The organism is Streptomyces sp. BK79 (assembly GCF_044142145.1).
In the GTDB taxonomy this organism is placed as follows: Bacteria; Actinomycetota; Actinomycetes; order Streptomycetales; family Streptomycetaceae; genus Streptomyces.
The window spans coordinates 142550-165511 of the sequence record NZ_JBHVOC010000015.1; the positions used below are offsets into that span (position 1 = coordinate 142550).

22 protein-coding genes are annotated in these 22962 nt (G+C 71.8%); 5 read left to right on the top strand and 17 right to left on the bottom strand.

Annotated elements, in window-relative coordinates:
• Window positions 1-3 precede the first annotated feature (3 nt).
• From ACFIF2_RS20235 to ACFIF2_RS20270, 8 genes are all read right to left on the bottom strand, one after another.
• The gene (locus tag ACFIF2_RS20235) at window positions 4-897 is read right to left on the bottom strand and encodes a DUF5936 domain-containing protein (protein WP_395574569.1); all 894 of its coding nucleotides are present in this window, start codon (window positions 895-897) and stop codon (window positions 4-6) included.
• A 14-nt stretch (window positions 898-911) separates the two neighbouring features.
• Window positions 912-1856, bottom strand: a complete 945-nt coding sequence (locus ACFIF2_RS20240; protein ID WP_395574571.1) for a type II secretion system F family protein — start codon at window positions 1854-1856, stop codon at window positions 912-914.
• Between the two features lie 9 nt (window positions 1857-1865).
• Window positions 1866-3203 (bottom strand): CpaF family protein, encoded by a 1338-nt coding sequence (locus tag ACFIF2_RS20245; protein WP_395574573.1) that lies wholly within the window; start codon window positions 3201-3203, stop codon window positions 1866-1868.
• An 18-nt stretch (window positions 3204-3221) separates the two neighbouring features.
• Complete coding sequence (locus tag ACFIF2_RS20250) at window positions 3222-3587, bottom strand: TadE/TadG family type IV pilus assembly protein (protein ID WP_395574575.1); 366 nt, start codon at window positions 3585-3587, stop codon at window positions 3222-3224.
• A 1-nt stretch (window position 3588) separates the two neighbouring features.
• Window positions 3589-3918: a pilus assembly protein gene (locus tag ACFIF2_RS20255; protein ID WP_395574576.1), complete on the bottom strand. Its 330-nt coding sequence runs from the start codon at window positions 3916-3918 to the stop codon at window positions 3589-3591.
• A gap of 188 nt (window positions 3919-4106) precedes the next feature.
• Complete coding sequence (locus ACFIF2_RS20260) at window positions 4107-5396, bottom strand: CpaE family protein (RefSeq protein WP_395574577.1); 1290 nt, start codon at window positions 5394-5396, stop codon at window positions 4107-4109.
• A gap of 7 nt (window positions 5397-5403) precedes the next feature.
• On the bottom strand, window positions 5404-6111 hold the full coding sequence (gene cpaB, locus ACFIF2_RS20265) for a Flp pilus assembly protein CpaB (protein ID WP_395574578.1): 708 nt from the start codon (window positions 6109-6111) through the stop codon (window positions 5404-5406).
• Window positions 6112-6186: 75 nt separating this feature from the next.
• Complete coding sequence (locus ACFIF2_RS20270; protein ID WP_395574649.1) at window positions 6187-7053, bottom strand: hypothetical protein; 867 nt, start codon at window positions 7051-7053, stop codon at window positions 6187-6189.
• Window positions 7054-7426: 373 nt separating this feature from the next.
• Here ACFIF2_RS20270 and ACFIF2_RS20275 point away from each other — a divergent pair, with 373 nt between their 5' ends.
• A complete protein-coding gene (locus ACFIF2_RS20275; RefSeq protein ID WP_395574579.1) occupies window positions 7427-9169 on the top strand; it encodes a chitinase in 1743 nt (580 codons plus the stop codon).
• Between the two features lie 120 nt (window positions 9170-9289).
• Here the strand turns inward: ACFIF2_RS20275 and ACFIF2_RS20280 are convergent, their stop codons facing one another.
• The 8 genes from ACFIF2_RS20280 to ACFIF2_RS20315 all read right to left on the bottom strand — a co-directional run bounded on the left by ACFIF2_RS20280 (window position 9290) and on the right by ACFIF2_RS20315 (window position 16697).
• Window positions 9290-10222 carry a hypothetical protein gene (locus ACFIF2_RS20280; protein ID WP_395574580.1) on the bottom strand — a complete coding sequence of 311 codons (933 nt, stop codon included), beginning with the start codon at window positions 10220-10222 and terminating at the stop codon, window positions 9290-9292.
• An 85-nt stretch (window positions 10223-10307) separates the two neighbouring features.
• Window positions 10308-10715 (bottom strand): peptidase inhibitor family I36 protein, encoded by a 408-nt coding sequence (locus ACFIF2_RS20285; RefSeq protein ID WP_395574581.1) that lies wholly within the window; start codon window positions 10713-10715, stop codon window positions 10308-10310.
• Between the two features lie 101 nt (window positions 10716-10816).
• Entirely contained in the window at window positions 10817-12163 is a 1347-nt protein-coding gene (locus ACFIF2_RS20290; protein ID WP_395574582.1) for an Nramp family divalent metal transporter, read from the bottom strand.
• 67 nt (window positions 12164-12230) lie between these two features.
• Window positions 12231-12791, bottom strand: coding sequence for a hypothetical protein (locus tag ACFIF2_RS20295; protein WP_395574583.1), 561 nt, complete (start codon window positions 12789-12791; stop codon window positions 12231-12233).
• Between the two features lie 81 nt (window positions 12792-12872).
• The gene (locus ACFIF2_RS20300) at window positions 12873-14357 is read right to left on the bottom strand and encodes a GntP family permease (protein WP_395574584.1); all 1485 of its coding nucleotides are present in this window, start codon (window positions 14355-14357) and stop codon (window positions 12873-12875) included.
• Between the two features lie 131 nt (window positions 14358-14488).
• Window positions 14489-14899 (bottom strand): RidA family protein, encoded by a 411-nt coding sequence (locus tag ACFIF2_RS20305; protein WP_395574585.1) that lies wholly within the window; start codon window positions 14897-14899, stop codon window positions 14489-14491.
• Window positions 14896-15660 (bottom strand): IclR family transcriptional regulator, encoded by a 765-nt coding sequence (locus ACFIF2_RS20310; RefSeq protein WP_395574586.1) that lies wholly within the window; start codon window positions 15658-15660, stop codon window positions 14896-14898. The genes ACFIF2_RS20305 and ACFIF2_RS20310 overlap by 4 nt, the downstream gene beginning before the upstream one ends.
• Window positions 15657-16697, bottom strand: coding sequence for a sugar kinase (locus ACFIF2_RS20315; RefSeq protein ID WP_395574587.1), 1041 nt, complete (start codon window positions 16695-16697; stop codon window positions 15657-15659). Before ACFIF2_RS20315 ends, ACFIF2_RS20310 begins: the two co-directional genes overlap by 4 nt.
• A gap of 147 nt (window positions 16698-16844) precedes the next feature.
• On the opposite strand from ACFIF2_RS20315, the gene ACFIF2_RS20320 reads away from it, so the two are divergent.
• Window positions 16845-18140 carry an amino acid deaminase gene (locus ACFIF2_RS20320; RefSeq protein ID WP_395574588.1) on the top strand — a complete coding sequence of 432 codons (1296 nt, stop codon included), beginning with the start codon at window positions 16845-16847 and terminating at the stop codon, window positions 18138-18140.
• Window positions 18141-18151: 11 nt separating this feature from the next.
• A complete protein-coding gene (locus ACFIF2_RS20325) occupies window positions 18152-19762 on the top strand; it encodes an amidohydrolase family protein (protein WP_395574589.1) in 1611 nt (536 codons plus the stop codon).
• A gap of 63 nt (window positions 19763-19825) precedes the next feature.
• Here the strand turns inward: ACFIF2_RS20325 and ACFIF2_RS20330 are convergent, their stop codons facing one another.
• Window positions 19826-20758, bottom strand: coding sequence for a serine protease (locus ACFIF2_RS20330; protein ID WP_395574590.1), 933 nt, complete (start codon window positions 20756-20758; stop codon window positions 19826-19828).
• Window positions 20759-21171: 413 nt separating this feature from the next.
• Here ACFIF2_RS20330 and ACFIF2_RS20335 point away from each other — a divergent pair, with 413 nt between their 5' ends.
• Together ACFIF2_RS20335 and ACFIF2_RS20340 are read left to right on the top strand one after the other, a co-directional pair.
• Window positions 21172-22383, top strand: coding sequence for a pyridoxal phosphate-dependent aminotransferase (locus ACFIF2_RS20335; protein ID WP_395574591.1), 1212 nt, complete (start codon window positions 21172-21174; stop codon window positions 22381-22383).
• A gap of 76 nt (window positions 22384-22459) precedes the next feature.
• Window positions 22460-22882, top strand: a complete 423-nt coding sequence (locus ACFIF2_RS20340; protein WP_395574592.1) for a hypothetical protein — start codon at window positions 22460-22462, stop codon at window positions 22880-22882.
• Window positions 22883-22962: the final 80 nt, after the last annotated feature.

A 22962-nucleotide genomic window follows, 5' to 3' on the forward strand; every position in this document is an offset into this window, starting at 1 on the left:
CTCCTACTCGCCCGTGATGGTGCCGAAGTCGGTGCCCGAGCCCAGGATCAGGCCGGCGCCGAGGAGGATCATCGTGGCCGGGACCATGAAGGTGGTGATCATCATCGTGGCCTTGGGGACGGCGCGGGCGGCCTTGCGGCGGGCGTTCTGGGCGTCCGTGCGGCGCATGTCCCTGGCCAGGGAGACCAGGGTGTCGACGATGGGGGCGCCCAGTTCCTCGCCCTGCTGGAGCGCGGTCACGAACATCGCCACCTGTTCGGACTCGTTGCGCCGGCGCAGTTCCGCGAACGCCTGGCGGCGGCTCATGCCGAGGTCCATCTGGCGCAGGGTGATGCGCAGTTCGTCGGCCCAGGGGCCCTCGTAGCGCGTCGCCACCCGGTCCAGGGCCTGGCGGAAGCCGAGGCCGGCGCTGACCACGACCGCCAGGACGTCCAGGAAGTCGGGGAGGGTGCGCTCGATCTCGTCCTTGCGGATGCGGATCGCCGCCCAGATGCCGACCTCCGTCCAGAAGGCGCCGAAGGCGAGCAGCAGCAGGGCGACCACGAACTGGCCGCGCAGGAGGAAGACCAGGAAGCCGACGGCGCCCAGGAAGCCGTAGACCGCGCGGCGGGCGGCGTAGCGGTCGATGGTGAGGCCGCCGGGGTTGCCAGCGAGGTCGATCTTGCGGCGGTACCTGGCCACCAGGGCGGGGCCCATGACGCGCAGGACGGCGGGGGCGTAGCGCATGCCCATGCGGTCGACGAGGGAGTCGACGGCGCCGGTGCGGGTGGAGCCGACCTCCAGGGCGAGGGCGAGGTCGCCGGGGAGCTTGGCCTCGGCCCGGTACATGCGCAGGCCGGCGAAGACGCCCCAGACGCTCAGGGCCGCCAGCAGTGCGAGGAGTAGTCCGAGACCCATGTGCGGCTCCCTTCTCAGACGTCGATGCGGGACAGGCGGCGGATGAGGACGAAGCCGACGGCGTAGAGCGCGAAGGCGATGATGACGGCGATCTGGCCGGCCGGGGAGCCCGTCATGCGTTCCAGGGCGCCGTCCTTCACCCCGTTCATCAGGAACAGCGAGCCGACGCCGAGGACGGGAACGGCGTACGAGGTCATGCTGACCTGGGAGAGCTGGGTGCGGACCTCGCGCCGGGTCTCCTTGCGCTCCTCCAGGGTCTCCGTGAGGTTGCGCAGGGCGCTGACGACCTGGCCGCCCGCCCGGTTGGACAGGACGAGGGTGGTGACCAGGACGACGAGTTCGCGGGAGGGGAGGCGGTCGGCGAGTTCGCCGAGGGCGTCATCCAGCGAGGCGCCGACGGTCAGCTGGTCGGCCACCTTGCCGAGTTCCTCGCCGGCGGGGGCCTCCAGCTCCTCCGCGGCCATGCCGATGGCGGTGCGCAGGGCGAGGCCGGCCTGGGTGGCGTTGGCGAGGATGCGGGCGAGTTCGGGGAGCTGGTTGATGAACTTCTCGATGCGTTTCTGGCGCTGCCAGTTGAGGAACTGGACGGCCGCCGCGATGCCCAGCAGGCCGGCGAGGGGGCCGAAGAAGGGGGCCAGGGCGGCCTGGCCGATCAGCCACAGGCCGGCGACGGCCGCCAGCATGCAGGCGAAGAACTCGCCGGGGGTGATGTCCAGGCCGGTCGCGGCCAGGCGCAGTTCCAGTTTGCGGCCGAGCTTGGTGCGGCGCAGGCGGCGGTCCAGGGCGCGGAAGCGGCGCCGGCGGCCCGCCGACGGCACCTGGCCGGCGGCGGAGAGGCGGTCGACCAGGGCCTGGCGCTGTGCCTTGCCGGACGCGTAGGAGTGCACGCCCAGGACCGCCAGGACGCAGGTCAGCAGCGTGACGCCGGTGGTGAGGGGGACGAGCGTTTCCAGTTCCATCGGGCGGTCCTACCTGGCCTCTCGGGTGGCGAGCTGTTCCGCGGTGTGGGCCACGCCGAAGGCCTGCGGGACGGGCTGGCTCGCCATATAGAGGCGCTCGGCGGTGCGGCGCGGGAGGGGGAAGTACTCGAAGGCGCCGTAGATGCGGCCGTCCGCGGTCATCGGCTGGGCGCGGAAGCGGGCGGCGGTGGCCAGCCGGTACGGCTCGCCGCCGTGGCTGGCCAGCAGGGCGATCTCGGTGATGCGGCGGGCGCCGTCGGCGAAGCGGGTGAGCTGCACGATGACGTCGACGGAGCTGTTGATCTGGTCGTGCAGGGCGACGAAGGGGATCTCCACGTCCGACATGGAGGCCAGGGTCTGCAAACGCATGAGGGCGTCCTCGGCGCTGTTGGCGTGGACCGTGGCGAGGGAGCCGTCGTGGCCGGTCGACATGGCCTGGAGCATGTCCAGGGACTCGCCGCCGCGGACCTCGCCGACGACGATGCGGTCGGGGCGCATGCGCAGCGAGTTGCGCACCAGGTCGCGGATGGTGACGCGGCCCTGGCCCTCGACGTTCGGCGGGCGGGACTCGAGGCGGATGACGTGCGCCTGCTGGAGCTGGAGTTCGGCCGAGTCCTCGATGGTGATGATGCGTTCGGTCTCCGGGATCAGGCCGGAGAGGGCGTTGAGGAGGGTGGTCTTCCCGGTGCCCGTGGCGCCCGAGACGATGATGTTGAAGCGGGCCTGCACCAGTCCGGCCAGCAGGTACAGCATGTGTTCGTCGAGCGAGCCGAGGCCGATCAGCTCCTGGAGGGTGAAGGAGCGCGGGAAGCGGCGGATGGTGAGGGTGGCGCCGGTCAGGGAGAGCGGCGGGATGATCACGTTGACGCGTTCGCCGGAGGGGAGGCGGGCGTCGACCATCGGGTTCGACTCGTCGACGCGGCGGTTGACCGTGGAGACGATGCGTTCGATGGTCTGCATCAGCTGGTCGTTGGAGGCGAAGCGGAGCGGGAGCTGCTCCACCCGGCCGCCGCGTTCGACGAAGATCGCGTCGGGGCCGTTGACCATGATCTCGGTGATCGACGCGTCTTCGAGGAGGGGTTCCAGGATGCCGAGGCCCAGGGCCTCGTCCACGACCCGGCGGATCAGCTGGGAGCGTTCGACCGTCGACAGGACCGGGCCCTCGCGGCTGATGATGTGCCCGAGGACCCGCTCCAGGCGTGCCCGGCGCTCGGCCGTCGCGAGCGAGCTCATCTCGGCGAGGTCGATCTCCTCCAGGAGCTTGGCCCGGTAGGAGGCGACCAGGTGGCCGTCCTCGCCCCTGCTGCCGTGCTCCTCGGGGGAGTGGATGCGTGCGCGCAGGCTCATGCGTCCTCGGCTCCTCGGTCAGTGGTCGAGCGGCATGGTGGCCGTCCGGGTGGCGGGGTCGAAGTCCCAGCCGGGGACGATCGAGGGGATCTGGACGGTCGCGGTGACCGTCACCTCGTCGCCGCCGTAGGACGGCGGGCAGTCGGTGCCGTCCGCCAGCCAGCTGCTCACGGCCGCCGCGCACGCCGCGTCCGCGCTCTCCTGGAGCGAGGCGCTGCGCGCTCCGGCGCGGGCCGCGGTGCCCGCCTGCTGGGCGGTGTACGCGATCAGGCCGAGCTGTACGGCGGCCATGCCGACGATGATCAGGACGGGGAGGAACCCGAGGTACTCGAGGGCCGCCTGGCCCCGGTCCCGGGCGCGGCCCTCGCGGTGGAAGTACGGCATCTCAGTCGTCCTCCTCCTCGACGGCTCCCGCGTGCCCGTTCACGGTGAACGGGAAGCTGACCGTGCCCGGGAAGAGGAGGGGCACGTCGATGCTCACGTCGGCGGTGACGTAACCGCCCCCGGTGCCGCAGTCCACGCCGGCGCCCCCCTCCCACGCACCGGGCAGCTTGTCCCGGCCCGCCTCCTGGCAGGCGCTCTGCCGCGCCCCCGGTTCGGCCGCCGTCGCGGCCCGCACCGCCTCGTCCGCAGCATTACCCGCGAGCGTGTACGTGTATCCCACGAGGACGAGCTGCCACAGCACCACCAGCGTGGCGATGATCGCCGGCAGCATGCCGAGGAACTCGACGGTGACCTGGCCGACATCGCGGAACCGGCCCAGTGACCCGGCCGGAGACCGGCCCCGTGCCCCGGCCGGTGACCATCCCCGTGACCGGCCCAGTGCCCCGGCCGGTGACCGTCCCCGGGTCCCGGCCCGTGACCGGACCCGTAACCGCCCCCGTGCCCCGCCCGGTGACCCGCTCATCCCCCACCGTCCCTCCGCCGCCGGAAGCTCACCGCGCCGCGGTCGCCGCGGGAGCGGTCGCCGCGCTGGCGGTCGGCCCGCGACCGGCCCGCCTTGCGGGCGCGGTCGCCCTCGGCCGCCTTGACCAGCCCCAGTTCGCCCGCGAGGGCCCACAGGGCCTGCTTCACCGTGCTCTTGCCGTCCAGGTCGTGCACGCGTCCGGCGTCCACGGCGCCCTGGAGTTCCTTGAAGTTGGCGGGGACGGCGGTCGCGGCGACCGGCGTGCCGGTGATCCGCTGGATCAGCGCGGGCTGGATCTCGGTGCCCCGCGTGTGCCGGTTGACGACCACGGTGGTCTCCTCGGCCTTGCGGATCTGGAGCCGGTCCCACATCCGCACGGCCCGTTTCGCGCCCCGTACGGAGATCACGTCCGGGGTGGTGACCAGCAGCGCCGCGTCGGCCATCTCCACGGCCGCCGCGCCGGCCCCGCCGAGCTGGGCGCCGCAGTCGATGACGACGACCTCGTAGCGGGAGCGCAGGGCGCTGACGATCTGGCGGGCGGCGCGGTCGGTGACGTCCTCGCCGCGTTCGCCGTCGCCGGGGGCGAGCAGCAGGGCGAGGCCGGTGTCGTGGCGGAAGACGGCGTCGGCCAGGACGCGCGGGGAGATGTCGGTGATGGCGGCGAGGTCGACGACGGAGCGGCGGAACTGGACGTCCAGGTAGGAGGCGATGTCGCCGGTCTGGAGGTCCATGTCGACCAGGGCGGTGGGCCGGCCGGACGCCTGGGCGGCGAGGGCCAGGTGGATCGCCGTCAGGGAGGCGCCCACCCCGCCCTTGGCGCCGCTGACGGTGACGACGGTGCCGCCGGCGCCGGTGAAGACGTCGCCGCCGCTGCCGAGGTGCCGGCGCACGCCCACCGACCACTGGGCGACGGCCTGGACGCGGCTGGCGAGTTCCTCGTAGCTGAGCGGCAGGGCGACCAGGCCGCGGGCGCCGTAGTCCATGGCGGCCTGGAAGAGGCCGGGGCCGGGGTCGGAGGTGACGAGGATGACGCCGACGGCCGGGAAGCGGAGGGCGACCTCGCGGATCAGTTCCAGGGCCGGGACCGGGCCGATCCGCTCGTGGACGACGACGACCTCGGGCAGTTCGTCGACGGACTCGGCGGCGAGCCGGGCGAGGGTGTCGACGAGCTGGGTGGAGTCGACGACCGGGGCGACGGGTTCGGCGTCCGGGAGCTGGCTGAGCAGGGTCGTGAGGGACCGTACGGCGTCCGCGTCGCCGACTGCCGGGAGGATCCTCGTGGCCATACGCGTCTCACTTGTCCTTCGCGAGTTCGTACGTCCGGTCCTTGTCGGGGACCGTGGTGCCGCCGCCGGGAGCCACCAGCGCGAGCCGGACCCGCTGGGCGAACGACTCGGCGTAGGTGATGCGCTGGGCGTCGATGGTGGACAGGGCGAAGGTGATGGGGACGGCGTCGGTGGGCTCGCGGTCGCGGCTGTTCTCGTCGGGTTCGAGGGAGGTGAGGTCGCCGACGTCGATGACCCGGGCGTTGGTCACGATGATCTTGGACTGGGCGGGGTCGCCCTCGCGCTCGCCCTCGAAGGTGGCGTACACGTTGACGGTGGCGCCCGGTGTGATCTTGCCGGCGACGCCGGTCGCCGCGTCGATCATGATGGCGACCTCCTGCTGCCCGGGCTGCAGGGCGGGCTGGTCGACGATCATGTCGCTCTGGAGCAGCGAGCCCTCCTTCAGCGTCGTCACGGCGATCTTGCCGCGGACCCGGCCGAGGTCGGTGACGGCGTTCTCGGACAGCCAGCGCTCGGGCATCTCGATCTTCTCGAACTGCGCCGTGGTCAGGGGTGTGTAGGGCTCGATGTCGGTCTTGAGCCGGTACGCGGTGACCTCGGGGCCGACCTTCGACTTGACGTCGTTGACGACGGACAGCACGCCGGCGAACGCGCCGAGGGCGCAGAGGACCGACAGGATCAGCAGGATGATGCCGCGGCGCTGACGGGAGTTCATGTGCCGTGCAACCTCATTGGGGGAATCGGTCGAACCGGATCGGATGTCGGGCGGGCGGTACCGGGCGGTACCGGCCTACCCCGTGAGGGCGCGTCTCTCCCCTGCCTCCAGGGCCCGGCCCCCGTCGCGGGGCCGTCCGCCGTCGTACGGACGCTCGTGTTCCGGTGGTGTCGCGGAGCAGAACACGCAGCGGTCGCCGATGACGTCGATGCCGCACCAGTGGCACCGGCTCCGCCGCACCGACGTGACCAGTTGGTAGAGGACGGAGAGGTCGGGCAGGTAGGCGCAGAACTCGGTCAGTCTCCCCGTCCCCCACCAGGCCGGGGAGTCGGCGGGCAGCGGCACCTCGCGCAGCCCCTGCACCCGCCAGGACGGGGCGAGGGTGCCGGTGACCCAGTCGGACGGGAGCTGGCCCTTGGCGACCAGCAGCCAGGTCCCGAACTCCGGCCCGTCCAGGGCGGCTTCGGGACCGATCCGCACGAGCTGCGGCACGGGGTGGGCGACGACGCCGAACTGGCTGCCCGGCATCCAGGACCTGGCGTGCGACTTCAGGCCCACGGGGACGTGGTCGAGCCGGGCGACGGAGCCGAGGAGCGCGCCGGCGTGGATGTAGTGGGTGAGCAGGCGGCCGGCCGAGGCGAGGACGCCGGGGCCGAGGTCGCAGGAGGCGAGCTGGCGCAACTGGCGGGCGAGCACGGCGAGTCCGAGCGGGGGCAGCGGTGGGCGGAACAGGGCGATCCGGTCGGTCTCCAGGAGGGCGCGGACGGTGTGCAGCCGCCGTTCCACGCTCGGCGGGAGGTCCCGCGAGCACACCACGATCACGTGTCCGTGCTGCTCGACCAGCCCCTGCAGCTCGGCCAGCGCCTGCCCCAGCGGACGCTGGTCGACGTCCTGGAGCACGACCGCGGGCAGCGTCCGTTCGTCCTGCGGCGGCAGTGCCATGTCGGCACTGGTCACGGCAATGGCAGTTGGCACGCGCGGCTCCCCGTCTCCCCATGCCCGTCGATGCGCCGGTGTTACTCCGGCACACCCGGATGACTTCACTGCGTGACTACCTGAGCACTGTATCCACGCGCCTGTGACCGGAGAACAGCGTTTCTGTAGCTCTGGGACAACTCGCGTTGCACAAGGTGCGGCAAATCGGGGCAGGTTGAGCATTTCCCGGTCACGGGTCGGACGGCCTCGGAGGCCATCTCGGAAAGCGCCAAGTCCGCCGGGCGGCGGCGAACTTGGTCCGGACCTACCTCTTGACACCCTCAATTGGTCTGGACCACCTTGTATGCCACTGCCCCCACTCCCCCCTCGGAGGCCCCCAATGGAGCCCGTACGCAGACGGACCGGCACACGCGCCGGCACACGGACCGGCACACGCCTCGGCGGCCGCGCGAAGTTCTGGGCGGGTGCCGTCACCGCCGCGCTCGCCCTCTCGGTCACGAGCGTCGGCCAGGCGTCCGCGGCGGACGTCAACAACGCGCGGAACGCCGGCTTCGAGGCCGGGCTGAGCGACTGGACCTGCTCGGCGAACAGCGGCACGACCGTCTCCTCCCCGGTGCACGGCGGTACGTCCGCGCTGAAGGCCACGCCGGCCGGGCAGGACAACGCGCGGTGCGCCCAGACCGTCAAGGTGCGGCCGGACTCGCAGTACACGCTCAGCGCGTGGGTGCAGGGCGGCTACGCCTACCTCGGCGCCTCCGGGACCGGTACGACGGACGTGTCGACCTGGACGCCGGGGTCGTCCTCCTGGAAGCAGCTGACGACGACGTTCCGCACGGGGTCCTCGACGACCTCGGTGACGGTCTACACCCACGGCTGGTACGGGCAGGCCGCCTACCTCGCCGACGACGTGTCCGTCCTCGGCCCCGACGGGGGCGGCACCGGCGGCGAGCCCGAACCGACGGTCCCCGGGACCCCGGCCGGGCTGAGCGTCTCCGGAACCACGGCCTCCACCGTGTCCCTGTCCTGGAACGCCGTGTCGGGAGCGACCGGGTACACGGTCTACCGCGACGGCACGAGGGTGACGGCGGTGAGCGGGACGTCCGCCACCGTGACCGGGCTCGCGGCCGCCACGTCGTACTCCTTCCAGGTGGCGGCGACCAACGCGGCCGGCGAGTCCGCCAGGTCCGCGGCCGTCAGCGCGCGGACCGCCGAGCCGGGCGGCGGCGGGGGCGGTGACCTGCCCAGGCACGCGGTGACCGGCTACTGGCAGAACTTCGACAACGGGGCGGCGGTCCAGCGGATCTCGGACGTCTCGTCGCAGTACGACATCATCGCCGTGTCCTTCGCGGACGCCACGACGACGCCCGGCGCGGTGACCTTCAACCTCGACACGGCCGGCCTCGACGGCTACACCGTCGAGCAGTTCAAGGCGGACGTCCGGGCCAAGCAGGCCGCCGGGAAGAAGGTCATCATCTCGGTCGGCGGCGAGAAGGGCACCGTCTCGGTGAACGACTCCGCCTCGGCGGCCAACTTCGCCAACTCGGTGTACGCGGTGATGCAGGAGTACGGCTTCGACGGCGTCGACATCGACCTGGAGAACGGTCTCAACCCGACCTACATGACGCAGGCCCTGCGCGCCCTGTCGGCGAAGGCCGGCCCGGACATGATCCTCACCATGGCGCCGCAGACCATCGACATGCAGTCGACGTCCGGTTCGTACTTCCGCACCGCGCTGAACGTGAAGGACATCCTCACGGTCGTCAACATGCAGTACTACAACAGCGGCTCCATGCTGGGCTGCGACGGCAAGGTCTACTCCCAGGGCACGGTCGACTTCCTCACCGCCCTGGCCTGCATCCAGCTGGAGAACGGCCTCGACCCGTCCCAGGTGGGCCTCGGCCTGCCCGCCTCCACCCGCGCGGCCGGCGGCGGCTACGTCGCCCCGTCGGTGGTCAACGCCGCCCTGGACTGCCTGACCAAGGGCACGAACTGCGGCTCCTTCAAGCCCTCGCGGACCTACCCCGGCCTGCGGGGCGCGATGACCTGGTCCACCAACTGGGACGCGACGGCGGGCAACGCGTGGTCGAACGCGGTGGGAGCCCACGTGCACGCGCTGCCGTAGCCGGCTTGCCCGGAACGCCGCCGCGCTCGCCCTCGGGAGGGTCGTCCTGGACGGTCACCCCGAGGGCGGCGCGGTGGCGGGGCGGGCGCGGACGGAAGGCGCCGCCTCCGAAAGGCGCCGTCAGCCGGGAGGATTGACGGCCTCTGCCGCCTCGAGCTGATACCGCTTGTCCTGGAGCACCGGTTTCAGGTCCTTCTGATTCTCCGCGATCAGCGACTTCTGGTACTCCACCTCGACGGCGAACCAGATGCCGACCAAATTGACGCGCCCCTTGCAGGCCACATCGGCGACGGCTGTCCTGATCTCGAGCGGAGTGGACTTCCGTCCTTGGAAGCGGCTGTCGTTCATCACAGTCAGCGGGTCCGGATAGGAGAATCCCTCGTCCTTCATGCACCGCGACCAGGACGTGAACGCCGCGAGCACGCGCGGATCCTCCTTGGTGGCGGAGAAACTCTTCCCGTTGAGGTCCTGCGCCACGTCGCTCGATCCGAGCTTGTCGTCCTTGGACAGTTTCCGTCCGGCCTCACCGGCACAGCCCCCGGCCGGCACCTCGACCCCGTTGACCTTTCCGCCACCGGAAGCTCCGGATTTCCCGGTCAGCACCGTCAGCATCTTCCCCTTGGGGACCTCGAACTCCTCCGTCTTCGTGGTCCGGGGATCGCGGTCGCCCAGATGGTAGCCGTCCGCGCGCGCCAGCTTCGCGTCGGTGAGCCCGTACCGTCGGTCCATCAGGCTGCGGGGGCCGACGGGCGGGCCCGCGGAGACGGGCTCGTAGGTCAGATCGAAGCGGCGTGCGCAGCGCTCGATCAGCGTCTGCTGGGCCTGCCGGACCCTGCCCGCCTCGGCGTCGGAGAAGAGGTAGTCCTCGATGGGCAGGCGGAGATCGGCCGAGGCCAGCAGGGCCGAGGCCCGCGGTGCGGCGGTCCGCCCGCCCTCCGGCTCCGGCTCCGGCTCCGCGTGCTGCGTGGAACAGCCGACAGCGGCGAGCAGTACCGCTCCGACCCCCAGCGGCCGACAGCGCGAAAACTTGTCACTCAGCAGACCGAAACCCATGACCCCCGACCCGAATCTCCTACGTGTCGCCGGCCCGGCCCCCTCGCGGGAGCCGGGCCGGTGAGCTTTTCGCCGATCTGCCGAATCAGGAAGTTACCCAGTGGAACGACGCGTTCTCGTTGTACGTGTTGCTCAGGTTCCTGGCGCTGGACGGGCCGACGTTGTCGTAGACGCCGCCGTAATTCGAGTTGTAGAAGATGCGCGCGCTCCTGCCGCTGCTCGTCGGGAATCCGTTGGTCGCGGAGGCGGCGTTGTTCTTCACGGCCTGCCCGTATCCCGCACCGTCACCCGTGAAGGTGTAGCCGGCGAAGTCCGGGGTGTTCGTGACGAACACCCGGAACGAGCCCTGCTGGTTCGAGTTGTAGTACAGGCAGAGATAGAGCGTGCTGCAGCGGGTCTCCGCCTGCGCCGTGGGAGCGGCGAGACCGACAGCCGCGCCTGCGGTCACCAGGACGGCGGACGCGGCCGCGATTCTCTTCCTCAGACCCATCATGATCCCCCTCTTTTCACATCCGAACACACGATCTACATCCGGAAGGATGCCCCGCAAGATCCTTCACCGCAAGCGGATATGGAGCGATGGCTCGATCGCGCCTACTGGAAGAACTCGCCCCACGGCTGGTCCCAGATCTCCTTCAGGCACAGCACCAGGAACAGCAGGCCCGCGACGATGAGCATGGCGTTGCTCAGCCAGCCGTTGCGCCACTCGGCGGGGGTGCGGGAGGAGTTGAGGAGCCAGACCAGGGTGAGGGCGAGGAAGGGCATGAAGGCCGCGCCCAGGACGCCGTAGATGATGACCAGCCGGAAGGGCTCGCCCTGGAAGAGCAGGACGATGGGCGGGAAGGTCAGCCACAGCAGGTAGACGCGGAAGGGCCAGGAGCGCTCGTGCTCGCCGGAGACGATCTCCCTGGCCCGGCCCGCCGTCCCGCCGGCCCCGGCCGCCCTCCTCTCGCGCAGCCGGGCCACGAAGTCCGCGAACATCAGGCTCACGCCGTGCCAGACGCCGATGAGCGAGGTGAAGGACGTGGCGAAGAAGCCGATGAGGAAGAACTTGGCCGTCGCCGTGCCGTACTCGTCCTCCAGGATGTCGCCGAGCTGCACCAGGCCCTTGCCGCCGCCGGACAGCGCGATGTTCGCGGCGTGCAGCAGTTCCGCGCCGACGAACAGCATGGCGACGACGAAGACGCCGGTCGTGATGTAGGCGACCCGGTTGTCCAGCCGCATCACCTTCATCCAGCCGGAGTTGGCCCAGCCCTTGGCGTTGACCCAGTAGCCGTAGGCGGCCAGCGTGATCGTGCCGCCGACGCCGCCGATCAGGCCGAGGGTGTTGAGGACGGAGTCCTCGCCGTCGGGGATGACGGGGAGGAGACCGGCGAACGCCTTGCCCAGGTTGGGCGTGACCCGGATCGCCAGGTAGACCGTCACCGCGAACATGACGCCCACCAGGACCGTCATGACCTTTTCGAAGACGGCGTACTTGTTGAACCAGACGAAGACCAGGCCGACCACGCCGCAGGCCACGCCCCACCATTCGAGGTCCATCACGCCGGGGAACAGGGCCTGCAGCGGCAGGGCGCTGGACGACATCGCCGCGGCGCCGTAGGAGAAGCCCCAGATCACGACGTAGATCGCGAAGAACCACGTGGTCCAGGGGCCGAGGCTGGCCCAGCCGTCGAAGAGGGTGCGGCCGGTGGACAGGTGCCAGCGGCCCGCCGCCTCGGCCAGGGAGATCTTGACCAGGCAGCCCAGGACCGCCGCCCACAGCAGCGTGTAGCCGAAGTTGCTGCCCGCGATCAGGGTCGCCACGAGGTCGCCGGCGCCGACCCCGGTCGCCGCGACGACGATGCCGGGGCCGATGTAGCGCCAACTGGATTTACGGGGTGCCGATTCGGGGCCGCCGGCCGCCCCGGTGTCCTGGGTGTTGTCCGTGGTGTCCGCCATGCGGATCAACCAAGCCCAAAGCCGCCCGCGCGACAAGAGGGCGTGCGGGGATCTTCACCCGAGGTACTCACTCGGCCTCGGCCGGCTCCTTCTCCTCGTCCGGCCCGGCCTTCGCCTCGCCGTCCTCGAAGTACGCGTCCAGGACCTCGTCCAGGGCGGCGTCCCACTCCTTGAAGCGGCTCCTGGACGGCGCCTCGATCTCGATCGGGTACCAGCGGCGGTCCGGTGTGTGCACCGTGACGGTGAACCGCTTGCCGAAGCGGCCGGTCTCCGTCTCGACGGCGCCCACCTCGTCCCAGCGGAACTCGCAGCTCTGGTCGTCGAGGGAGAGGTGGACGCCCTTGTGGTCGGCGACGATCCGGGCGCGGCGGTCGGCGGCCTCGAAGACGGGGCCGTCGGGGGCGGCCTCGTCCTCGTCCTCCGCCGGCTCCCCGGCCTGGTCGGCGGGTTCCACGGCCGTGGTCGGGTCCTCGTCGCGGACGGCCTCGGTCTCCTCCTCCGCCTTGTCCTGCGCCGGTTTCCCGTCCTCGGGCTCACCGGTCACGGGCGCGGTGAGCCCGGGGATGAATGCCGGGTCGAATCCGGCGCCTTCCAGGGGCTGGCTGATCGGTCCTCTGCGCTGCTCCACAGCGGGCAGTATGGTCGACGAACCTGTGCCGGACACAGTCCGGCCCCGACTTCGTTATCAGACGCCTACACGCGCACGCCTCTACACGAACAGGCTCAGCAGCGCCGCGACCACGAACCCGGCGACCGACAGGACGCTCTCCAGCACGGTCCACGTCTTGAGCGTGTCCCGCTCGCTGATGCCGAAGTACTTGGCGACCATCCAGAAGCCGCCGTCGTTGACGTGCGAGGCGAAGATGGAGCCCGCCGAGATGGCCATGATGACCAGGGCGACGAACGCCTGCGAGTGGTCGCCCTCGGCCAGCAGCGGCGCCACGATGCCCGCCGTCGTCACGATGGCCACCGTCGCCGAGCCCTGCGCGACCCGCAGCACCACGGAGATCAGGTAGGACAGGACGATCACCGGCAGGCCGACGTCGTTGAAGGTGTCGGACAGGGCCTGGGCGACGCCGCTGGCCTTGAGGACGGCGCCGAAGACGCCGCCCGCGCCCACCACCAGCAGGATGTTGCCGACCGGCTTCAGCGAGGCCGTGGAGACGGTCTCCAGGGACTTGCGGGACCAGCCGCGCCGGATGCCCAGCAGGTAGTAGGCGAGGAACAGGGCGATGGTCAGGGCGACGAACGGGTTGCCGAAGAACTCGATCACCGAGCGGAGGGTGGACGGGTCCAGGGCGATGGAGGAGAAGGTCGCGGCGAGGATCAGCACCAGCGGGGTGCCGATGATGCCGAGGACCGTGCCGAGCGCGACCGGCGTCTCGCGCGGCTCGACGCCCGCGCCGCGCTGCTCGTCGATCACGGCCTGCTTGGCCTCCTCGGCGGCCTCGACCATGTCCTGCGGGACGGGCACGAAGATGCGGCGGCCGATCCAGGCGGAGAACACCCAGGCGGCGAGCACGGCGGGGATGCCGCAGACGATGCCCATGAGGATCACCCAGCCGAGGTCCACCTTCAGCAGTCCGGCGGCGGCCACCGGGCCGGGGTGCGGCGGCAGGAAGGCGTGGGTCATCGACAGGCCGGCCAGCAGCGGCAGGCAGTAGAGCAGGACCGACTTGCCGGAGCGCTTGGCGGCGGCGTAGACGATCGGCGCGAGGACGAAGATGCCGACGTCGAAGAAGACGGGGACGCCGAAGATGAGGCCGGTCAGGCCCATGGCGAGCGGGGCGCGCTTCTCGCCGAAGAGGCCGAGCAGGCGGGAGGCCAGTACCTGGGCGCCGCCGCTGACCTCGAGGATCGCGCCGAGCATGGTGCCCAGGCCGATGATGATGGCGACGTGGCCGAGGATGCCGCCCATGCCGGACTCGATGGTGGAGACGGCGTCGGACTTCTGGACGGTGCCGAAGAGTTCGGTGACCGACAGGCCGGCGAGCAGGCCGACGGCTATGGAGACGGCGAGCAGCGCGACGAACGGCTGGAGCCGCACCTTGATGATCAGGAAGAGCAGGAGCGCGATACCGATCGCGGCGACGGTCAGCAGGCCCGCCGTGCCGTCGATCAGGAGGAGCAGACCTCCGGTGTGCGGCGGTGTCTCGGGGGCGGAGGCGGCGAGCTGGAGGGGCATAGGGGACATACGGGGGTCCTCTGCGTAAACACATACAGCTTTCGGGCACGGCGGGGCGCGGCACGGCGCCCCGGAGGGTGTGGGGCGCCGTGCCGTGCGACAGACAGACGGGCGGAACGGAGGAGAGACCGGCGAAGGGGTCAGCCGAGGACGGCGAGCGCGTCGATCTCGATGAGGAGTCCGGCGGGCAGGCCGACGTAGACCGTCGTGCGGGCCGCCGGGGGCGCGGTGAGGCCCTGCTCCTCGAAGTAGGCGTTGTAGATCTCGTTCATCTCGGCGAAGTGGTCCACGTCGGTGAGGTAGACGCGGATCATCATCACGTCGTCCCAGCTCGCGCCGCCCTCTTCGAGGATCGCCTTGACGTTGGCGAGGGTCTGGAGGGTCTGCTCGCGCAGGGTGGGGCCGGCCGGGGTGGGGGCCTTGCCGTCCTCGTGGGGGAGGAAGCCGACCTGGCCGGCGACCTGGAGGATGTTGCCCTTCTTGACGCCGTGGCTGAACTTCGCCGGGGGGACGGTGTGGGTCGCGGGGGTGAGGGCGATCTTGTCGGTCATGCGGTGACTTCCTTGACTGGGGTCCTGCCGGAGTACTCGCCGCTGATCGCGTCCGCCGTACGGCGCACCAGCGGGAGCAGGGTGAGGAGTTCGTCGGCGGTGACGACGACGTTCGGCGCGGAGACCGACATCGCGGCGACCACCCGGCCGTCGGCGCCCCGGATGGGCGCGGCGACACAGTTGATGGACTCCTCGTGGCCACCGAGGTCGGTGGCCCAGCCCTGTTCGCGCACCTTGGCCAGCTCCTTGAGGAAGCCTTCGGCGTTCGGTGTGGAACGGGCCGTGTAGAGGGGGTAGTCGAGCTTCTCGACCACGGCTCGGCGTTCGTTCTCGGGGAGGTCGGCGAGCAGGAGTTTCGCCACGGCCGCCACCGTGATGGCGACGGGCTTGCCGATCCGGGAGTACATGCGGACCGGGTAGCGGCTCTCCACCTTGTCGATGTAGAGGACCTCGTTCTCCTCGTGCACGGCGAGGTGGACGGTGTGGCCGCAGCTCTCGTTGAGGCGTACGAGGTGGGGGTGGGCGATCTCGCGGACGTCCAGGTTCTCCATCGCCTCCTGGGCGAGGGCGATGAGCCGGGCGCCGAGGCGGTAGCGCTGGTCGGACTGGCGGTAGACGAAGCCGTGTTCGTGGAGGGTGCGCAGCAGCCGCAGCGCCGTGGACTTGTGCACGCCGAGGCGGTCGGCGACCCGGCCCAGGTCGGCGGGGCCCTCGGCGAGCAGCGGCAGGATGCTCAGCGCGCGGTCGACGGTCTGGCTCATGGGGTGCGTACCTCCTCCTCGGCCCTCGCGTCGGCCTGTGTCCAGCCGGGGCCGAGTCGCAGTCTCCCCCACGCCCCGTCGTCGAGGGCGGCCAGGCGGTCGGCGTGGTCGCGCGCCGGGGGCGTGGCGAGGTCGCCGGGGACGGTGAGGGCCGCGGCGGCCATCAGGTGGCCGTGCCGCAGCCGGTCCCGTACGGGCAGGTCGCGCAGGGTCGCGGAGAGGAACCCGGCGGCGAAGGCGTCGCCCGCGCCGACGGCGGCGGCGACGTCGACGGTGAGGGCGGGGACGAAGGTGGCGTCGGACCCGTGGAAGGCGGTGGCGCCGGTCGCGCCCTGCTTGACGACGAGCAGTTCGGGCTCGGGCAGGGCGGCGCGCACGGCCTCGGGGCCGCCGAGTCCCCAGGCCTCGTCCTCGCCGACGAAGACGAGGTCGGCGCCGCGCGCCAGCTCCAGCAGCACCCGGGGGCCGTCGTCGCGCCCTCGCCACAGTCCGGGGCGGTGGTTGACGTCGAAGGAGACCAGGGGCCGGCCGGGGCGGCGGGCGGTCAGCTCGCGCATCAGATCCAGGCAGTCGGCGGAGAGCGCGGGCGTGATGCCGGACAGGTGCAGGACGCGTCCGGAGCGGATCGCGTCGAGGTCCATGGTCGCGGCCGACATGGCGGAGGCGGCCGAGCCCGCCCGGTAGTACGCGACCTCGTGGGCGTCGGTGGCGCGGTCCCCGGCGGTGCGGAAGTAGACGCCGGTGGGGCGGCCGGGGTCGCGGCGCACGGCGGACACGTCGACCCCGTAGGCGCCGATCGCCTCGACGAGGTGGTCGCCGAAGCCGTCCGCGCCGACCCGGCTGATCCAGCGGGCGGTGTGTCCGGCGGCGGCGAGGACGCAGGCCACGTTGGACTCGGCGCCGCCGATGGCCCGGTCGAAGGAGGGCACGTCGGCGAGGCGCCCGGGACGGGAGGGGAGGAAGGTGACCATGGACTCGCCGAGCGCGACGACGTCCACGACGCCGGGGGTGGTGCTGCGGGGTCCTTCGACGGTCACGATGGTCTCGGCTCCTGGTCGTCTCTGGCGGGCGGGGGCTCCGTTGACCCCGCGTTCGCCGAGATGTTAGACAGCAGTAAGCGATATACGCAACGGTCGTTGCAGGTGTTGCAACGCACCCGCGACGCATCAGACCAGGGAGGCTCCATGGCCCTCGACTCCGGCCCCGCTCACGGCCGCGAAGCCCTCGACAAGCTGGCCGAGGAGCACGTCGACCACCGCTTCAAGGGCCTCCCGCCGGACGCGTACGGCCTGACCGTCGCCGAGCTGGCCGGCCAGCGCCGCAACCTCTTCACCGGCGGCTTCACCACGCCCGTGCTCGCGCTGTCCGCCGAGCGCCTGGAGCACAACCTGAAGCTCATGGAGACGTACTCCGCCCGGCACGGCCTCGCCTTCGCGCCGCACGGCAAGACCTCCATGGCCCCGCAGCTCTTCCAGCGCCAGATCGAGCACGGCGCCTGGGGCATCACCCTCGCGGTGCCGCACCAGGTGCGGGTGGCGCGGGCCTTCGGCGTCCAGCGGGTCTTCCTGGCCAACGAGCTGGTCGACGCCGCCGCCCTGCGCTGGATCTCCTCGGAGCTGGACGCCGACCCGGACTTCCGCTTCGTCTGCTACGTCGACTCCGTGCGCGGGGTCGCCCTGATGGACGCGGCGCTGACGGAGGCGGGCGCCGGCCGTCCGGTGGACGTCGTGGTGGAGCTGGCCGCCGGTGAGCGCGCGCGGACCGGCGTGCGCACCGAGGCGGAGTGCGCGGCGGTCGCCGACGCGGTGGCCGCCGCTCGGACGCTGCGGCTGGCCGGGGTCGCCGGGTACGAGGGCGAGGTGCCGGACGCCGGCCCCGAGAGGGTGCGCGCCTGGCTGCGGCGACTGGTCGCCCTCGCCGTCGCCTTCGACGGGGCCGGGCGGTTCGGCGGGCTGGACGAGATCGTGGTGAGCGCGGGCGGCAGCGCCTGGTTCGACGCGGTCGCCGACGTGTTCGCCGAGATCCCCGGCCTGTCCCTGCCGGTGCTGAAACTGCTGCGCTCGGGCGCCTACGTCTCCCACGACGACGGCCACTACCGCGAGCTGACCCCCTTCAATCGGGTCCCCGAGGAGGGCGCCCTGGAGCCCGCGTTCCGCCTGTGGAGCCAGGTCGTCTCCCGCCCCTCCCCCGAGCAGGCGTTCACCAACGCGGGCAAGCGGGACGCGGCCTACGACCTCCATCTGCCCTTCGCCCAGGTCGTCCGCCGCGACGGCGCCGAGCGCCCCGCCACCGGCATCGAGGTCACCGGCCTGTCCGACCAGCACGCCTGGCTGCGCACGAGCGCGGACGCGGACCTGGAGGTGGGCGACTGGCTCGGGACGGGCCTGTCGCACCCCTGCACGTCCTTCGACAAGTGGCAGCTCATCCCGGTCGCCGAGGCGGACGGGACGGTCGTCGACTACATCCGCACGTTCTTCTAGAGGAGGCCCCGGTGGACGAGCTGGTCATCAGGGACGCGGACGTCGTCGACGGCTCAGGCGCCGACGCGTACCGCGCGGACGTCGTGGTGGACGGCGGCCGGATCGTGTCGATCGTCAAGGAGGCGGCGGCCGCCGGCTGCCAGCGCCCGAAGGCGCGCCGCGAACTGGACGCCGAGGGCCTGGTCCTGGCCCCCGGCTTCATCGACATGCACGCCCACAGCGACCTGGCGCTGCTGCGGGACCCCGATCACAGCGCCAAGGCCGCGCAGGGCGTCACCCTGGAGGTCATCGGCCAGGACGGGCTGTCGTACGCGCCGGTCGACGACCGCACGCTCGGCGAGGTGCGCCGCGCCATCGCCGGGTGGAACGGCCCCGGCGACGACGTCGACTTCGACTGGCGGTCGGTCGGCGAGTACCTGGACCGGCTCGACCGGGGCATCGCGGTCAACGCCGCCTACCTGATCCCGCAGGGCACGGTGCGCGCCCTCGCCGTCGGCTGGGACGACCGGGAGGCGACCGAGGCCGAGCTGGAGCACATGCGCCGGCTGGTCGCCGAGGGCATGGAGCAGGGCGCGGTCGGCATGTCGTCGGGGCTGACCTACACGCCGGGCATGTACGCCAAGGACGCCGAGCTGACGGAGCTGTGCCGGGTGGTGGCGTCGTACGGCGGCTACTACTGCCCGCACCACCGCTCGTACGGCGCCGGGGCGCTGGAGGCGTACGAGGAGATGGTGGCGCTGACCCGCGAGGCGGGCTGCCCCCTCCACCTCGCCCACGCCACCATGAACTTCGGCGTCAACAAGGGCCGGGCGCCCGAGCTGCTCACCCTGCTCGACGACGCGCTGGCCGGCGGCGCCGACATCACGCTCGACACCTACCCGTACACCCCCGGCTGCACCACCCTCGTGGCGCTGCTGCCGAGCTGGGCGAGCGAGGGCGGCCCGGAGCGGATCCTGGAGCGGCTGGCGGACGACGACACCGCCGAGCGGATCCGGCACCACCTGGAGGAGACCGGCTCCGACGGCTGCCACGGCGTGCCCGTGGAGTGGGAGACGATCGAGATCTCCGGCACGGGTGAGGCGGCCCTCGCCGAGTACGTCGGCCGTACGGTCCTGGAGTCGGCGCGGCTGCGCGGCGAGAGTCCGTGGACGGTCGCCCGGCGCCTGCTGCTGGCGGACCGGCTGACGTCCACCATCCTCCAGCACGTCGGCCACGAGGAGAACGTGCGCGCGATCATGCGGCACCGCGTCCACACCGGCGGCTCGGACGGCATCCTCCAGGGCGCCAAGCCGCACCCGCGCGCCTACGGCACGTTCCCGCACTACCTGGGCCACTACGTGCGCGAGCTGGGCGTGCTCTCGCTGGAGGAGTGCGTGGCGCATCTGACCTCGCGCCCGGCGGCCCGGCTGCGGCTGCCGGACCGGGGGCTGGTCCGCGAGGGGTACAAGGCGGACCTGGTGGTCTTCGATCCGGGGACGGTGGCCGCGGGCTCCACGTTCGAGCAGCCGCGGACGCTGCCGACGGGCATTCCCCACGTGCTGGTCGACGGGCGGTTCGTGATCGAGGACGGGCGGCGCACGGACGTGCTGGCGGGGCGGTCGGTCCGCAGGACTCCCCGCTGACCGGCCGCCGCCGCCCGGCGGACGCCGGCGGCCGCCGCTGACCGGCCGCCGGCGTCCGCCCGGTCACGGCTTGGGCAGGGCGCAGCCGCCGGCGTCGAGGTCGAGCTTGTTGTCCAGGCCGAAGCAGGCGGGGAACAGGTAGGTCTGCTGGGCGTAGTTGATGCCCCGGCGGACCGTGACCTCGCCGTTCTCGTCGACCTCGCACGGGTTGTCGACCGTGCAGCGCTCACCGTCGTTGTTACCGGTGTTGTTGACGGCGACCACCGTGCCGGTGGCGCTGTCGACGACGGGTGAGCCGGAGGTGCCGCCGACGGTGTCGCAGGCGGGGGTGTAGCGGACCGAGTCCTTCCAGGTCCAGTCCCCCTCCTTCACGCGGTACGCGAACCCGTCGATGGAGCAGGAGTAGATCCGCTTCCAGTACCCGGAGACCACGCTGATGGCCGTGCCGGCGGCCGGCCGGGTGTCGCCCAGCGTCAGCGCGTCGATCCCGTACGCGCTCTTGATCCGCGCGTACGTCGTGCCGAGCCGGTATATCGCCGCGTCCGTGTCGGTCATGGTCGCGTACAGGAGCCGGTCGGCGCGCAGGGTGGCGACCCGGGAGCCGGCGGAGTTCAGCAGCCCGAAGGCGCGGCTGGACGCCCGGTCGGCCTGGACCTCGCCGGGCGCGGGGAAGCCGCTCTCCAGGCAGTGGCCGTTGGTGAGCACGAGCGCCGGGTCGTCGTCCTCGGAGTCGGGCATGCGGACGACGGAGCCGGAGCAGTTGCTGAGCGAGACGGTGCCGGCGAAGTCCACCGCGCCCGCCCGGGGCGCGGTGAGCGCGGACAGGGTGTCCGCGACGGTCCCGACCGCGCCGTCGACGGTGTCCGCCAACGTGGTCGGGCCCGCCTCGGCGGTCGTGCCGGCGCCCGTGGGGGAAGGCGCGACGGCGGCCGCGTCGGTCGCGCCCGCCCCGGCGAGGGCCAGGGCGCAGAGCGCGACGACGAGAGGTTTTCTCATGGGGGTCCCCTCTTGCGACGACGGGCGGCCGGGAATCCGTCGGCCGCCCTGCAAATTGTCATGTGCATTGTCATCATGTGAGCGACGAGGGGGCAAGGCTTGTTTCCGACGAGTAGCTTCGCCGGGCGGCGGCGGTCCGCAGGGGGGCGCCGTGGGGAGGGTCGGTGTGGAGGCGATGGAGGCGGCACCCCGGCGACCGTTCACCCCACCGGCGACCGTTCACCCCATCGGCGGACGGTCACACCCCGGACGCGGCCGTGCACCGCCCCGGTCGGACGCCCCGGACGGCGCCGCGGACCACTGGGGCGCAAGGGGCTCGCGGGACGACGACCGGACATAGTCACCCGAACCGACGCGTCTCACGTGGTGGAGAACACGGCCCGAAGGGCGATACCGGGCCGTAAGCTCCCAGCATGCAGGTGATCCAGTCGACCAAGCTCGCCAACGTCTGTTACGAGATCCGGGGCCCGGTGCTCGAGGAGGCGATGCGGCTGGAAGCGGCCGGTCACCGGATCCTCAAGCTGAACACCGGCAACCCGGCGGCGTTCGGCTTCCAGTGCCCGCCCGAGATCCTGGAGGACATCCTCCGCAACGTCTCGACGGCGCACGGCTACGGTGACGCGAAGGGCCTGCTGGCCGCGCGCCGCGCCGTCGTCATGCACAACCAGACCCTCGGCATCGAGACCGACGTCGAGCACGTCTTCATCGGCAACGGCGTCTCCGAGCTGATCGTGATGGCGATGCAGGGCCTGCTGGACGACGGCGACGAGGTCCTCGTCCCGGCGCCGGACTACCCCCTGTGGACGGCGGCCGTCGCGCTCTCCGGCGGCACGCCGGTGCACTACCGCTGCGACGAGCAGTCCGACTGGATGCCGGACCTCGCCGACGTGGAGCGCAAGGTCACCGACCGCACCAAGGCGATCGTCGTCATCAACCCGAACAACCCGACCGGCGCGGTCTACGACGAGGCGGTCGTCAAGGGACTGACGGACATCGCCCGCCGCCACAACCTGCTGGTCTGCTCGGACGAGATCTACGACAAGATCCTCTACGACGACGCCGAGCACATCCCCACCGCCTCCGTCGCCCCCGACCTGCTCACCCTCACCTTCAACGGCATGTCGAAGGCGTACCGGGTGGCCGGCTACCGGGTGGGCTGGATGTCGATCTCGGGACCGCGCGCCCACGCCGACTCCTACATCGAGGGCCTGACCACCCTGGCGAACATGCGCCTGTGCGCGAACATGCCGGGCCAGCACGGCGTGGTCGCGGCGCTCAGCGGACGCCAGACGATCGAGGACCTCGTGCTGCCCGGCGGACGCCTGCGCGAGCAGCGGGACGCGGCGTACGAGCTGCTGACCCGGATCCCGGGCGTGAGCTGCGTGAAGCCGAAGGGGGCGCTGTACCTCTTCCCGCGCCTCGACCCCGACGTCTTCAAGATCAAGGACGACCGGCGGATGGTCCTCGACCTGCTGCGCCGCGAGAAGATCATGGTGGTCCAGGGCACCGGCTTCAACTGGCCCGAGCCCGACCACTTCCGGGTGGTGACCCTGCCGGCGGTCGGCGAGCTGCGCGAGGCGGTGGGCCGGATCGCGAACTTCCTGGACGGCTACAGCCAGCTCTGACCCAGATCCCGATCACTCTCAACTTTAGATTGAATCTAATGTAGGATGGCTTCCTGAAGCACTCAGGAGGCCGTCCATGTACGAACCGATCCGCGGCAAGTCGGTCCACAGCACGACGGCCGACGCCCCCACGGACTTCCCCCACCGGTCCCGGGAGGAAGAGCTGGACATCCAGCTCGCGGGCCACCTCGCCGCCCTGCTCGCCGTCACGGACGAGCTGCGCGCGCTGGCGCCCGACCCCGGCCTGGAGACCGCCGCCGACCGGCTCGCCGGTCAGGTGGCCCGGCTGCGGGGAGGCCGGGCGCCGGCCCGTGTGCCGCTGACCGCCGCCCGCCCCGAGCCGCACCTGGCGGCCCTGCACCGGCGGGCGCACACCCTGGCGGGCCGCGCCCTGGTCGTGGCGGCCTCCCGCGCGGACACGGCGGTCGCGATCCTGACCGCCGAGCGCATGGACGCGCACGCGGCGGCCCTGGAGCCGCGCGAACTCGCCTCCCGCTGAGCCCCTTCCACCGGGCTCCCCCCGACGGCCCCGGTCCGCGCGCACCCGCAGCGACGCGCGGACCGGGTGCCACTCACCCC

Bases quoted from the DNA above. Each gene is read 5' to 3' on its own strand.
- ACFIF2_RS20235 (WP_395574569.1), bottom strand. From the start codon at position 897: ATGGGTCTCGGACTACTCCTCGCACTGCTGGCGGCCCTGAGCGTCTGG.
- ACFIF2_RS20240 (WP_395574571.1), bottom strand. From the start codon at position 1,856: ATGGAACTGGAAACGCTCGTCCCCCTCACCACCGGCGTCACGCTGCTG.
- ACFIF2_RS20245 (WP_395574573.1), bottom strand. From the start codon at position 3,203: ATGAGCCTGCGCGCACGCATCCACTCCCCCGAGGAGCACGGCAGCAGG.
- ACFIF2_RS20250 (WP_395574575.1), bottom strand. From the start codon at position 3,587: ATGCCGTACTTCCACCGCGAGGGCCGCGCCCGGGACCGGGGCCAGGCG.
- ACFIF2_RS20255 (WP_395574576.1), bottom strand. From the start codon at position 3,918: ATGCTGCCGGCGATCATCGCCACGCTGGTGGTGCTGTGGCAGCTCGTC.
- ACFIF2_RS20260 (WP_395574577.1), bottom strand. From the start codon at position 5,396: ATGGCCACGAGGATCCTCCCGGCAGTCGGCGACGCGGACGCCGTACGG.
- cpaB (WP_395574578.1), bottom strand. From the start codon at position 6,111: ATGAACTCCCGTCAGCGCCGCGGCATCATCCTGCTGATCCTGTCGGTC.
- ACFIF2_RS20270 (WP_395574649.1), bottom strand. From the start codon at position 7,053: ATGGCACTGCCGCCGCAGGACGAACGGACGCTGCCCGCGGTCGTGCTC.
- ACFIF2_RS20275 (WP_395574579.1), top strand. From the start codon at position 7,427: ATGGAGCCCGTACGCAGACGGACCGGCACACGCGCCGGCACACGGACC.
- ACFIF2_RS20280 (WP_395574580.1), bottom strand. From the start codon at position 10,222: ATGGGTTTCGGTCTGCTGAGTGACAAGTTTTCGCGCTGTCGGCCGCTG.
- ACFIF2_RS20285 (WP_395574581.1), bottom strand. From the start codon at position 10,715: ATGATGGGTCTGAGGAAGAGAATCGCGGCCGCGTCCGCCGTCCTGGTG.
- ACFIF2_RS20290 (WP_395574582.1), bottom strand. From the start codon at position 12,163: ATGGCGGACACCACGGACAACACCCAGGACACCGGGGCGGCCGGCGGC.
- ACFIF2_RS20300 (WP_395574584.1), bottom strand. From the start codon at position 14,357: ATGTCCCCTATGCCCCTCCAGCTCGCCGCCTCCGCCCCCGAGACACCG.
- ACFIF2_RS20305 (WP_395574585.1), bottom strand. From the start codon at position 14,899: ATGACCGACAAGATCGCCCTCACCCCCGCGACCCACACCGTCCCCCCG.
- ACFIF2_RS20310 (WP_395574586.1), bottom strand. From the start codon at position 15,660: ATGAGCCAGACCGTCGACCGCGCGCTGAGCATCCTGCCGCTGCTCGCC.
- ACFIF2_RS20320 (WP_395574588.1), top strand. From the start codon at position 16,845: ATGGCCCTCGACTCCGGCCCCGCTCACGGCCGCGAAGCCCTCGACAAG.
- ACFIF2_RS20330 (WP_395574590.1), bottom strand. From the start codon at position 20,758: ATGAGAAAACCTCTCGTCGTCGCGCTCTGCGCCCTGGCCCTCGCCGGG.
- ACFIF2_RS20335 (WP_395574591.1), top strand. From the start codon at position 21,172: ATGCAGGTGATCCAGTCGACCAAGCTCGCCAACGTCTGTTACGAGATC.
- ACFIF2_RS20340 (WP_395574592.1), top strand. From the start codon at position 22,460: ATGTACGAACCGATCCGCGGCAAGTCGGTCCACAGCACGACGGCCGAC.